We start from the raw sequence: 12,601 nt of genomic DNA on the forward strand, positions 1-12,601 counted from the left end.
TACCGATCGCTTGATAGATCACACCTATCAAACGGTCGGGCAAAGCAATTTGACGCCCGTGCCTGCAGGTTATAGCGTGGACATTACCCCACCCCACCCTTCCGAGCGCGAACGTGGAACACAGCAGCCAGGCCCTGATCGACGGTTTCAACCGAAAAATCGACTACCTGCGAATGTCGGTGACCGACCGCTGCGACTTCCGCTGCGTCTACTGCATGGCCGAAGACATGCAGTTCCTGCCCCGCCAGCAGATCCTCAGCCTCGAAGAGCTCTACCAGGTCGCCGAGCGCTTCGTCGCACTGGGCACCCGCAAGATCCGCCTGACCGGTGGCGAGCCGCTGGTACGCCAGGGCATCGTCGACCTGTGCGGGCGCATCGCCGCCCTGCCCGGCCTGCGCGAGCTGTGCATGACCAGCAATGGTTCGCAGCTTGGCCGCCTGGCCCAACCGCTGTTCGATGCTGGCGTCACACGCCTGAACATCAGCCTCGACAGCCTCGATGCACAACGCTTCAAGGCCCTGACCCGCACCGGCGACCTGGCCCAGGTGATCGCCGGCATCGACGCTGCGCGCCAGGCAGGCTTCCGCCGTACCAAGCTCAACTGCGTGGTGCTCAAGGGCCGCAATGACGATGAAATCGTCGACCTGGTGCGCTTTGCCATCGACCGCGAACTGGACATCACCTTCATCGAGGAAATGCCGTTGGGCGTGATCAGCGAGCACGAGCGTGGCGAGTCGTTCTACTCCAGCGACGATGTGCGCGAGCGCCTGGAACCGCACTTCACCCTGATCGAATCGGCCGAATCCTCCCAAGGCCCGGCCCGCTACTGGCGCCTGGCCGAAGCGCCGCAGACGCGGGTCGGCTTCATCTCGCCGCACAGCCACAACTTCTGCGCCACCTGCAATCGCGTGCGCCTGACCGTCGAAGGCCGGTTGCTGCTGTGCCTGGGCAACGAGCATTCGATGGACCTCAAACAGGTCCTGCGCAGCCATCCCGGCGACAGCGAGCGCCTGGAGCAAGCGATTCGCGACGCCATGCACCTCAAGCCCTACCGCCATCACTTCGAGGTGGGTGGCGAGGTGCAGATCCTGCGCTTCATGAACATGACCGGCGGCTGATCGGCCGTCTCTGGAACCGCCTTGATCGTCCATTCCAACACCGACATGCTGCGCATGCTGTTCACCCTGCGCGGCTCGATCGTCAAGCGCATCGCCCTGCGCTGCCTGATGGTGACCCTGCTGGCAGCGCTGATCGTGCTGGTCGAGCGACGCTACCCGGCGCTGTTCTACCCGGTCAGCGCCACGCCCTTCACCCTGCTCGGGTTGTCGCTGTCGATCTTCATGAGCTTTCGCAACAACGCCTGCTACGACCGCTGGTGGGAGGGGCGCAAGGCCTGGGGGCGGATGATCATCGAGACTCGCTCGTTCATCCGCGAAAGCGTGGTGATCGCAGATCCGGCCCTGCGACGTGAGCTGCTGCGCAGCCTGTGCGGCTTCGCCCATGCGCTGAACGCCCGCCTGCGCAACGAGGACGAACTGCGTGGCGCGAAGCCGTGGCTAGCCGAGGGCGCAGTCGGCACCGAACACAATGTCTGCGACGGCATCCTGCGCCAGATCGGCGCGCACTGCTCGCACCTGGCCACCCAGCAGCACATCAGCGAATTCCGCTATACCCTGCTCGAGCAACGCCTGCTGGGGCTGTCGGAGGTGCAGGCGACCTGCGAGCGGATCAAGGGTACGCCGCTGCCGTTCCCCTACACCCTGCTGCTGCACCGCACCATCTATATCTTCTGCCTGCTGTTGCCGTTCGCCCTGGCCCAGCCCCTGGGCTGGCTCGCGCCGCTGTTCACCACCATCGTCAGCTACACCTTCCTTGGCCTGGATGCGATCGGCAACGAACTGGAAGACCCGTTCGGCCGCGACGAGAACGACCTGCCCACCGACGCCATGGTGCGCACGCTGGAGCGCGATGTGCTGTCTGCGCTGGGCGAGCCGCTGCCGCCGGTGCTGGAGCCGGTGAAGCATGTGTTGAGCTAGGGACGGCCGCTCACAAGATTTGTCTACACAGGGTTTTTTGCGTCAGGCTAGGGGCCCGACGCGAGCGTCCAGTCGATAAGACGTGTCGTGCAGTCCCTCTCTATCGTCAGGCCCGACCATGGACATCAAGCAGCTCAAGTTCCTCATTGCCCTCGACCAGACCCGCCACTTCGGCCAGGCCGCCGCGCTGTGCCACATCACCCAGCCGACCCTGTCGATGCGCCTGCGCAACCTGGAGGATGAGCTCGACCTGGTGCTGGTCAAGCGCGGCCAGCGTTTCGAGGGCTTCACCGAAGCCGGCGAGCGCATCCTGGCCTGGGCCAAGACCCTGCTCGCCGCCCACGACGGCCTGCAGGCCGAGGCCGCCAGTTGCCGCGGCCAGGTGGTCGGCAGCCTGCGCCTGGGCACCGTGCCGCTGGCCAGCTTCAACCCGATGGAGTTGCTGCTGCCGCTGCGCGAGAAATACCCCGAACTGCACTTCCAGCTGAGCTCGCTGAGTTCGGAGCAGATCATCGACGGCCTGAGCCGCAACCAGCTCGACCTGGGCATCTGCTACCTCGACCAGGTCAATGTCAGCTTCTTCGATGTGATCGAGCTGGGCACCACCACCATGGGCCTGCTGCACGATACCCGACACTTCCAGTTCGACACCGAGCATCTGCGCTGGGAAGACCTCGACGGCCTGCCGCTGGGCCTGCTGAGCAAAGGCATGCACTACCGCCAGTCGCTGGACCTGAGCTTTCGCAGCCGCGGCCTGGAACCCCAGGCCGTGCTGGAAAGCGACTCGACCTTCCAACTGATCCAGGCACTCAACGCCGGCATCTGCTGCGCGGTGATGCCGCTGGACTGCGGCCTGGAAGAGCTGAGCGAACACCTGCGCATCATCCCGGTGGCCGACGCCAGCATTCACAGCCCGGTGGGCCTGTTGCTGCGTCGCAGCGAACCGCGCTCGGCCATCGCCGAACAGTGCTTCGACGAAGCACGTGCACTGTTCAGCGCAGGCTGAGCCTGCTCAGCGCTTGGCCAGGCCAAGGGTGCCGAGAAGCAGAGTGCCGTGGGCAAGGGTACGCAGGTGGGGCATGGTGACGACTCCGGTCGTTGGGGTTTTCAGCTCGTAAACGCCCGCCACGCCGGTTTATTCCCTCACCGTCGGTCACCCGGTCAGCGACCTTGCCCCAACTGCGCCGCCAACCACTGCGAAAACACCCGCACCCGCGCCGACAGCTGTCGGCTCTGTGGGTACACCACCGACACCGGCATCGGCGGTGGCGGGCAGTCCGGCAACAACTCGCGCAGGCTGCCGGCCGCCAGTTCCTGGACAATCCGGTAGCGCGGGACCTGCACGATCCCCAGCCCCGACAGCGCCGCGCCGGTGTACAGGTCAACGCCGGTCACCGAAACCCTCGCTGGCAACAAACGCTCCACCACCTCACGACCGACCCTGAACTCCAGGGGCACCGCCCTGCCGGTGGCGCTGGACAGGTAATCCACCGCGAAATGCTGCTGCAAGTCGTCCAGCGTCGCGGGCGTGCCGTGTTGCGCGAGGTACTCGGGGCTTGCCACGGTCACCTGTTCAAGGCTGGCGACCTGTCGGCCGATCAACGACGAATCCTGCAGCAGGCCCGCCCGCAGCACGCAGTCCACGCCTTCGCGCACCAGATCGACCAGGCGGTCGTCCTCACCGATGTGCAGGGTGATGTCCGGGTACTGCGCCAAAAACCCACCCAGCGCCGGCATGACGAAATGCTTGGCCAGGGTGCCCTGCAGGTTGACCCGCAGCAGGCCCTTGGGCGGGGCATTGCGAAAGGCGCTTTCGGTCTCCTCGAGGTCCAGCAACAGGCGCACGCATCGGTGGTAGTAGGCCTCGCCATCGTGGGTCATGCGCACATGTCGGGTGGTGCGCTCGAGCAGGCGCACGCCGAGGCGCTGCTCCAGGCGCTTGATCAGGTTGGTGACGGTGGCCCGCGGGATCTGCAGGTCTTCGGCGGCCTGGGAAAAACTGCCGCGCTCGGCGATACGCACGAACACCTGCATTTCCTGGAAGCGATCCATAGACGGGTTCTCCTGGAAGGTGGCGGCTACGCTTGCTTCGCAAGGGAAAAGACGCCAAGGCGATAATTAAAGCAAATGGAACACTGATCGCACCTGCCGCGCAATTATCTTTTTTCGCCAACAGTCCACACTCCTTCCCACACCCACTCAGAAGGATGCCCAGCATGACCTCTCAAGTAGCCTTGATCACCGGCGCCTCGCGCGGCATCGGTGCCGCCATCGCCCGCCGCCTCAGCCGTGACGGCTTCGCCGTGGCGATCAACTACGCCAGCAACGATGACGAAGCCGATGCGCTGGTGAGCGAGATCCGCCAGGCCGGCGGCAAGGCCATCGCCCTCAAGGCCGATGTGTCCAGCGCAGGCCAGGTGCAAACCCTGTTCGACACCCTCGAGCGGCAACTGGGTCGCATCGATGTGCTGGTCAACAACGCCGGCATCCTCAAGGTCGCGCCCTTGGCGCAGACCAGCGACGAGCTGTACGCCCGCAACTTCGCGATCAACACCCAGGGCGTGTTCAACACCCTGCGCGCTGCAGCCACACGCCTGAACGACGGCGGGCGCATCATCAACCTGACCAGCACCACGCTGGCCCTGAAAATGCCAGGCTACGCCATCTACAACGGCACCAAGGCCGCGGTCGAGGCCTTCACCCAGGTGTTCGCCAAGGAGCTGCGCGGTCGCAACATCACCGTCAATGCCGTGGCCCCTGGCCCGGTGGAAACCGATCTGTTCCTGGCCGACAAGACGCCCGAGCAGATCCAGGCCGCCACTCAGGCTCCGCCCCTGGGCCGCCTGGGCCAGCCAGAGGATATCGCCGGTGTCGTCGCCTTCCTCGCCGGCCCCGACAGCGGCTGGGTCAACGGCCAGATCCTGCGCGCCAACGGCGGCGTGGCCTGAGCAGCCGATAACGCCGCCCCACGTCCCTGATCTTCCCGCCTTTCTGCACCCCGGCCCCCGGGGTGTTGTCATGCGTGGCGGTTTATCGCCACGACCTGTTGTGGTGCAAAAAAAATGATGGCCCGCGTAACGTTTTCGAGCAATTACTCGAAACTTCCAAACTTTCCCAATAAAAACAGCCAATAACAAACTGCGTGCACATGACTGTTTGCGAAAGACGACCGCAAACCCTACCGCAAACCCACCATTTGTTTCATGACAAAGATGACAACTGCGAATGTGTTCACAAACTTCGCGATGGCGGATTACCGCCAACTAATAAACAACACAAAAGGATGATCTAAATAGTATCCATAGGGGGTCAGTTTATCCCCGCCCAACAATGAATCGCGCCGTGGCTGCGCATCGCGCACACACTTAACGCCCCTTTGCCAGGTATGGCGGGGAACCGCCAGGCGCTATTCGGCTTTTTGTCAGTACACACCGTCATGATCCGTACAGCCCGCGATTTACAATGCCTCCATTCGCCGTCGTCGTCCTGCAAAGCACGCCCGCGACCTCACTCATTCGGCAACCCGAACGCCATACGAATGAAACATTCGGAATTCCGAATAAAACCACGACCGACCTCGGCAGTGCGCATCGTTTCGCGAAAGTTCAAGGACGCCCGTTACCTGATAATCATTGGATCCATGGCACGGTACTTGCCAGAATTTGATCCGCTGCGGAGTCCTTCCGCGACGTGCCTTGCGAAACATGAACGAACAATGACAAACGAATGGCCCTTGGCTATCGAAGTTCGCCCGTGCCGCCAAGACAGACCTTTACGTCGGATCGTGCTGTTTATCCTGAACATGTGAAACAACAAAGGCGCCCTTCAAGACCGCCAATAACTAACTCATTCATAAAGGTTTAATCATGCCCCTGACCAAGACCAAGCCCGGAAAGATTGTCGCCCTGGACGCCCTGGATACCCCCGATCCGGAAAACGCCCTGTGCTTTGGGTCCTTCGTGCTCTACCCCCAACAGCATCTGCTGTTCAAGGACGGGGAGCTGGTGCAGTTGGGCAGCCGTGCGCTGCAACTGCTGGTCACGCTGGCGAGCCGAACCGGCGAGCTGTTGGAGAAGAACGAACTGCTGGCGCTGGTCTGGCCCAAGGTCGTCGTCGAGGAATGCAACCTGCGCGCGCAGATGACCACCCTGCGCCGAGTGCTTGGCGAAGAAGGCGACTTCACCTACATCGTCACCGTACCGGGCCGCGGCTACCGCTTCGTGGCCCCGGTGACCATCCGTGAAATGGCGCCACAACCCCTGCTCGCAACGAAGACCGGCAACGATCTCCCGAGCCTTGGCAGCAGCGTCATCGGCCGCGACGACATTCGCCAGAGCCTGGCCGAAACCCTGCGCAGCCGCCGCCTGCTCACCCTCACCGGCACCGGCGGTATCGGCAAGACCACCCTGGCACTGACGCTCGCCCACGCCATGGCCGAAGACCTCAGCGAGGGGCGCACATTCGTCGACCTCACCGAGGCTGACCAGCCTGCCTGCGTCGCCGACATGGTGGCGGCGGCCCTGGGCATCGATAGCACCGCACAAGACGCCGTGGCGCTGATCGCCTCCCTGCTCGACGAAGCCCGCCACCTGCTGATCCTGGACAACTGCGACCACGTGCTCGAGGCCACCGCGACCCTGGTCGAAGCCCTGCGGCAACAGGCGCCGGGCTGCCATATCCTGGTCACCAGCCGCGAAGCCCTGCACGCCGAAGGCGAATGCGTCCACGAGGTCGCGCCGCTGCCCTGCCCCGCAAACGATCACGTGCTGTGCGCCGCCCAGGCCCTGCTCAGCCCCGCCGTCCAGTTGTTCGTCGAACGTGCCGCAGCGCACGACACAGACTTTGCCTTCGGCGATGCCGACGTGCCGGCGGCGCTCGCACTGTGCCGCACCCTCGACGGCAATCCGCTGGCCATCGAGATCGCCGCCAGCCACGTCCGCGCCTTTGGCCTGGCCTATCTGGTCGAACTGCTCGATGGCGACTTCCGCCTGCAGATGGCCGGCCGGCGTACCGCCCTGCCCCGCCACCGCACCCTGCAAGCATCTCTGGAGTGGAGCCACGCCCTGCTGTGCACACAGGAGCAGGCGATGTTCCGGCAGTTGTCGGTGTTCACTGGCAGCTTCACCCTCGCCGCCGCCAAGGCGGTGGTCGAGGTCCAGCCGGGCCCGTTCCAGGACACCGCCTGGCTGGTGGAAAGCCTGATGGACAAGTCACTGCTGGTGGCCGCCGGCGCGCAACCGATCAAGCGCTACCGCCTGCACCACACCGCCCGCCTGTACGCAGCGCAGCAGCTGGCCCTGCATGACGAGACCGCCGCTATCGCCCAGCGCCACGCGCAATACACCCTTCAGGAGCAACGCCGCGCGGTGCAAGACCTGGAGCGCCTGGACAGCGACAGCTGGCTGGCCCTGCACAGCCCCGGCAGCGACAGCGTACGCAGCGCATTGAACTGGTGTTTCAGCGACCAGGGCGACGCCTGCCTCGGCGTCGAACTCACGCTGATGAGCGTGCCGCTGTGGCTGCGCCTGTCACGGGTCGACGAATGCCACGCCTGGGTCGACCGCGGCCTGCGTTTCGAGGCCATCACACCTCGCCAGCACATGCTCCTGCTGACCCTCTCGGCCAGCGTCATGGCCCTGACCCGCGGTGCCGGGCAGTCGATCCGCGACGCCTGGCAGCAGGTGATCGAAGACGCCCGTACCCTGGGCGACACCGAGCATGAACTGCGCGGCCTGTGGGGCCTCTGGCACGACCACTGCTGCAGCAACCAGCACGCCGAGGCGCTGGACCTGGCCAACCAGTACATCCAGCTCAGCGAACGCACCGGCATCCTTGAGCGGCGCATGCTCGGCCGACGCATGCGTGCAACGCCGCTGTTCCAGATGGCCGACTTCGATGGCGCCCGCCAGGCGATCAGCGAAGCCCTGAGTTTCCCGATGATGCCCCGCGCCCACGTCATCGACAGCCACTTCGACCAGGGGATCGCCGCGCGCTCGCTCAAGGCCCAGGTGCAGTTGCTGCAAGGCCAGGTCGGTCAGGCCCTGCTGACCATCGAGGCCAACGTCGAGGCGGCGTTGACCCAGCACCACCCGGCCAGCCTCTGGTACACCCTGAGCCTGAGCGCGATCCCCATCACCCTGCTGGTTGGCCACGAAAAGCGCAGCCGCGAGTTTCTTGCCCGCCTCAAGGACAGCCTGGGGCACCACGAGATGCCGGTATGGCGCCTGTTCGCTCGGTGCTTCGAGCACATCCTGCTGATCCGCCAGGGCAATGCCGAAGACGGCGTGCGCGGCCTGGGCGAAGCACTCGACCAGCTCCACGCGATCGGCGACAGCCCGCTGTACAACCTGGTGCGCAGCGAGTATGCCCAGGGCCTGGCGCAACTGGGCCTGGAGCAGTTGGCCATCGAGATCCTCGACCAGACCCTGGCCGTGACCGCGGCCCGCCAGGAGCGCTGGTTCCGCCCCGAACTGTTGCGCATCAAGGCCCAGTTGCTGGCCAGGCCCGACTCGCCCGAACGCCAGGCGCAGGCCCTGGAGCTGCTCAACGAAGCCATGCACGAAGCCCAGGAACAGGGCGCGCGCTTCTGGGCCGGACGCATCACCGCTAGCCTGTCGCAGTTGACCAGCCAACCGGAAGAAGCCCCCAGGCGCACCAGCCAAGCCTGGGATCAACGCCGTCAGGAGCGCCTGGTCAACACACAGTTTTCACACACGTGAAACCTTGTTGTAACTTGCCAAGGTTGTGCGTTTCAAAGGTCGAGGTCGCCTAGGATCAGACTTCCATGAACCTTTGATGTCGGTCGCGCAACCTGGTCGCCCAGCAACGAAATCGTCTGAGGCTGCGGGGCTGCGCTTGCCGCCGTCCTCGCCCCGGACCGTGCAATGATCAACAGACCCGAAGCCCCCTCCAGCAGCAGCCCCTCCTCCCCCTCCGACACCGCCGGCCTTTTCGACAGCGTCCTCGACAAGGCCCGCCTGCTGCTCAGCGATCCGGGCGCGGAGAAACCCTTCAAGCCCAAGGTCCTGGCGGCCAACGACAATGCCGGCGTATCGCATGACAAGCCCGCCGACGCCGACAGCTACAAGGACATCACCGAGCTGCCGGAAACCCTCGACATCGGCAAGCTGAAGATCGTCGCCCAGGACAAGGATAACGGGGTCATCTACTTCGAACACGGCGGCACCAAGTACCAGATCAGCGAGAAGGCCGCGCAGCAGGCCCAGCCCGGCTTCGAGACGTTCGAGAACCTGCGTTTCGGCCACGCCGTGCCAACCCGCGAAGACCGTGGCCCGGACCACGGCACCCAGCTCTACAATCTGCTCGACACCCTCGCCGAGACCCAAGGTACGCCGGCCCACGACCTGATCGTCGCCGGCCTCGCAGGCCCCGACCAGACGCTGCTGCGCAAGGACGACAGCAGCTTCCTGCTGGACAACATCCAGTCGGTGGAGCAAGCCGCCAAGGGAGTGCTCAAGGTCAAGCTTACCAATGGCCGCGAAGTGATCATCGCCGAGGGTATCACCCCCGAGGCCTACGCCAGCTACAGCGGCGCCGGCAAGACCCGCCAGGTGCTGGATGAAGCCAAGGCTGCAGGTTACGAACAGGTCACCGGCCTGCCGGCGGGCCTGGACGTGGACAAGCTGAAGGTGATCTCCGAAGACAAGGATGCCCACGTCATCCTGTTCGAGCACGACGGCCACAAATACGCCATCAGCCGCGACGACGCCAAGGCCCACGACCGCGGCTACGACTCGCTCGACAGCGTGCCCTCCGCCGCCGCCAACCAGCCCGCCCCGGAGAACCGCGGCAGCCAGCTGTACGACTTCCTGCACGCGCTGGACACGACCAAGGGCACTCCGGCCTTCGACTACATCAAGAACGCCCACAAGCTGCCCGACCAGCACCTGCAGGCCCGCGCCGAAGGCACCCTGGGGATGAGCGACATCAGCAAGGTCGATGCGCCCACCGACGGCATCCTGGTGGTCACCAAGGCCGACGGCAAGCTGGTGGTGGTGTCGCGCGATGTCTCCCCTGAAGCCTTCCTCGACTACAGCACCAAGGGCCAGACCCTCGCCGGCCTGGAAAAGGCCAAGGACGACGGCTACACCAAGGCTGGCCCGGACGACTACCTGGCCTCGACCGAGGACATCATGAGCGTCGGCGGCGTCGGCGACTACGGCCCGGGCCTGATCGCCTTCACCCAGCGCAAGCCCGGCGGCGAAGAGCAGAAGATCATCGTGTCGCAGTTCGACAATCCGCAGATGTTCGAACAGATCGCCGACTACCGCAGCACCATCGCCGAACAGGTCACCGACGTCGACAAGCTGCGCGCCGACCACGGCCTGCCGCCGCTCAAGGACGTGTCGGTGGACGAGCTCGCCACCACCGAGAAGGATGACGACGGCCAGCCGCTGTCGGTGCGCGACCTGGCCATCCGTGACCTGGTCGATGGCTACCGCGCCGGGATCAAGGACGGCAGCATCGCCAAGGACGATCCACGGGCCAAGCTGGTCCGGGCGCTGGAAGCCAAGAGCATGTCCGACCACGGCATGTCGATCATCCCCGAGCACGGCTTCGGCAACCATGGCAGTGCCAGCGACCCGATCAACGTGACCTCGCGCGATGTGCGCGACGAGATCTTCGATGCCAAGGCCATCGACACCCAGCTCGGCGAACTGCTCGGCGATCCGACCATCGTCGCCGACCTCAAGAGCAAGCACGACGCCGCCCTCGGCAAGGTCGAAGGCGGCTCGGCGAAAGTCGACGAAACCCGCCAGAAGCTGCTCGACAGCACCTCGTCGGAGAACTTCGTCAAGTACATCAACGACCTGCAGGCCAACGGCCAGACCGAGCTTGCCACCAGTGAAATCCGCAGCGCCTACGCAGGGCTCGCCGACATCGATCCGGCCAAGGCCGACCAGTTCCTGCAGAACCTGCAGATCGACGGCTACACAATGGAACTGGACAAGCTGATCGCCGACCCCAGCAAGATCTCCGACGACAACACCGCGCTGGCCACCACCGACCAGACCCTGCTCATGCTCCAGGCGCTCAAGGCCGGCGGCGACGGGATCCCGCGCCGGTCCCTGGCGACCTACGAGAAGTTCGTCGAAATGCTGCTCAAGGACAAGGACATGGCCACCGATTTCGGCAAGGTCATGAGCAACCTGGGCGACACCTGGCAGGCCAACGGCAAGATCACCCTCGACGACATCAACAAGGCGGTCAGCACCGAGCTGATGCCGAACCTGAGCGCGGAAAACCGCGGCGCTTTCGTCAAGACCTTGTCCTTCCTCAGCGACAATGGCGTGCTCGGCTCGATGGGCGGTGCGATCTCTCTGGGGCGGGCGATCTACCAGCTGGCCGGCAAGGGCGGCACGCTGGCCGACACCCCACGCGAACGGGCCGGCATCGCCAACGACTTCATAGGCTTCCTCAGCACCGGTTCACACTTTGCCACCCTCGGAACCAAGGCCTTCGACAAGGCGTTCGGCACCAACGCCTACAAGCTGATGGGCCTGGACCGCTCGGTGCCGACCATCTGGAGCAATCCTGGCACTGCGGGGCCCGAGATCCCGCGCAGCGTGCAGGATGTGCAGAACCAGTACTACAACATCATCGACGACGCCATGGCCGACGGTAAGGATGTCGGTAAGGCGCTCAACGGCCAGCCGTTCGACGAAGCCACGATGAACAAGCTGCACCAGGGCATTGAGAGCGGCATCGAAAAACGTGGCGGTGTGGTCGGTGCAGGCAAGATCGCGCGCTTCGCTGGCAGCGCGATCAAGGTCATTGGCGCCGGTGCCGACGTGGTTGGTGGGGTAATCGGCGTGGTCATGGGTGGCCTGACCATCCGCGACGGTGTGCGTGAAAAGGACCCTATCAAGATCGCCTCCGGTTCCTTGTCGGTCGCAGGGGGCGTCAGCAGCCTGTTCGGTGCAGCCGGCAGCGTCGCCGGGGTGTTCGGTATCACCGGGCGCCTGGTGCCCCTGCTGGGGCCGGTGGGCTTCCTGTTCTCCGGGGTGTTCTCCTTCGTCGGTGCGATTCTCAACGACGTCAAGTCGCACAAGCTGCACAAGATCTCTTTGCAAAACTGGGACCAGATCCAGGACTTCAAGCAGGACGGCCTGCTCAAGCCCAAGGGCGACGAGGCTTATGTGTGGCTGCAGACCTACCTGTCCGATTGGGGCCAGCGCGACGCGCCGGGCGATCGCAGCATCTTCGACTTCCGCAAGGAAGAATGGGATGCCCGCTCGAGCATCCGTGGCGACCATCGCGTCGATCACCCGGACTACATCGGCGACGGCAACAACCGCCGTTCGGAAGACTACAAGTACTCGCTCAAGCCCTCGGACTGGATCGACGACAACGGCAACATCATCTCGATGGTCGGTGATGGTTACGGCGGGCCGTACAAGCCGGTGGACAACGGCTGACCTGTAGGAGCGGGCTTGCCCGCGAAAAGTACACCGCGATGCATGGCACCGGCTATGCCGGTGTTCGCGGGCAAGCCCACTCCTCCAAAAGCAGTGAACACATGGCACCGGCTACACAGGGGGGTT

Annotated in this window: 7 protein-coding genes; 6 read left to right on the plus strand and 1 reads right to left on the minus strand. The window is 64.6% G+C overall.

All coding sequences use genetic code 11. From position 1 onward, the window contains the following. Window positions 1–113: 113 nt before the first annotated feature. The 3 genes from moaA (at window position 114) to ACPZMI_RS15470 (ending at window position 3,042) form a co-directional block, all read left to right on the plus strand. Window positions 114–1,118: a GTP 3',8-cyclase MoaA gene (gene moaA, locus ACPZMI_RS15460; protein ID WP_288377752.1), complete on the plus strand. Its 1,005-nt coding sequence runs from the start codon at window positions 114–116 to the stop codon at window positions 1,116–1,118. A 21-nt stretch (window positions 1,119–1,139) separates the two neighbouring features. Beyond that, the gene (locus tag ACPZMI_RS15465) at window positions 1,140–2,036 is read left to right on the plus strand and encodes a bestrophin family protein (protein WP_186709760.1); all 897 of its coding nucleotides are present in this window, start codon (window positions 1,140–1,142) and stop codon (window positions 2,034–2,036) included. A 118-nt stretch (window positions 2,037–2,154) separates the two neighbouring features. Then, the gene (locus ACPZMI_RS15470) at window positions 2,155–3,042 is read left to right on the plus strand and encodes a LysR family transcriptional regulator (protein WP_426352585.1); all 888 of its coding nucleotides are present in this window, start codon (window positions 2,155–2,157) and stop codon (window positions 3,040–3,042) included. 155 nt (window positions 3,043–3,197) lie between these two features. Here ACPZMI_RS15470 and ACPZMI_RS15475 read toward each other — a convergent pair whose 3' ends face one another. Beyond that, entirely contained in the window at window positions 3,198–4,088 is an 891-nt protein-coding gene (locus ACPZMI_RS15475; RefSeq protein WP_288377754.1) for a LysR family transcriptional regulator, read from the minus strand. Between the two features lie 155 nt (window positions 4,089–4,243). On the opposite strand from ACPZMI_RS15475, the gene ACPZMI_RS15480 reads away from it, so the two are divergent. The 3 genes from ACPZMI_RS15480 to ACPZMI_RS15490 all read left to right on the plus strand — a co-directional run bounded on the left by ACPZMI_RS15480 (window position 4,244) and on the right by ACPZMI_RS15490 (window position 12,475). Then, on the plus strand, window positions 4,244–4,984 hold the full coding sequence (locus ACPZMI_RS15480; protein WP_186666927.1) for an SDR family oxidoreductase: 741 nt from the start codon (window positions 4,244–4,246) through the stop codon (window positions 4,982–4,984). 918 nt (window positions 4,985–5,902) lie between these two features. After that, window positions 5,903–8,755 carry an ATP-binding protein gene (locus tag ACPZMI_RS15485; RefSeq protein ID WP_426352586.1) on the plus strand — a complete coding sequence of 951 codons (2,853 nt, stop codon included), beginning with the start codon at window positions 5,903–5,905 and terminating at the stop codon, window positions 8,753–8,755. Between the two features lie 165 nt (window positions 8,756–8,920). After that, a complete protein-coding gene (locus ACPZMI_RS15490) occupies window positions 8,921–12,475 on the plus strand; it encodes a hypothetical protein (RefSeq protein WP_426352587.1) in 3,555 nt (1,184 codons plus the stop codon). The last annotated feature ends 126 nt before the right edge of the window (window positions 12,476–12,601 follow it).

Source organism: Pseudomonas wayambapalatensis (assembly GCF_049942315.1).
GTDB classification, from domain to species: Bacteria; Pseudomonadota; Gammaproteobacteria; order Pseudomonadales; family Pseudomonadaceae; genus Aquipseudomonas; species Aquipseudomonas wayambapalatensis.

What these genes read in the sequence shown, in the direction of transcription:
- ACPZMI_RS15475 (WP_288377754.1), bottom strand. Translation starts at nt 4,088, where the DNA reads ATGGATCGCTTCCAGGAAATGCAGGTGTTCGTGCGTATCGCCGAGCGC.
- ACPZMI_RS15470 (WP_426352585.1), top strand. Translation starts at nt 2,155, where the DNA reads ATGGACATCAAGCAGCTCAAGTTCCTCATTGCCCTCGACCAGACCCGC.
- ACPZMI_RS15480 (WP_186666927.1), top strand. Translation starts at nt 4,244, where the DNA reads ATGCCCAGCATGACCTCTCAAGTAGCCTTGATCACCGGCGCCTCGCGC.
- ACPZMI_RS15490 (WP_426352587.1), top strand. Translation starts at nt 8,921, where the DNA reads ATGATCAACAGACCCGAAGCCCCCTCCAGCAGCAGCCCCTCCTCCCCC.
- ACPZMI_RS15485 (WP_426352586.1), top strand. Translation starts at nt 5,903, where the DNA reads ATGCCCCTGACCAAGACCAAGCCCGGAAAGATTGTCGCCCTGGACGCC.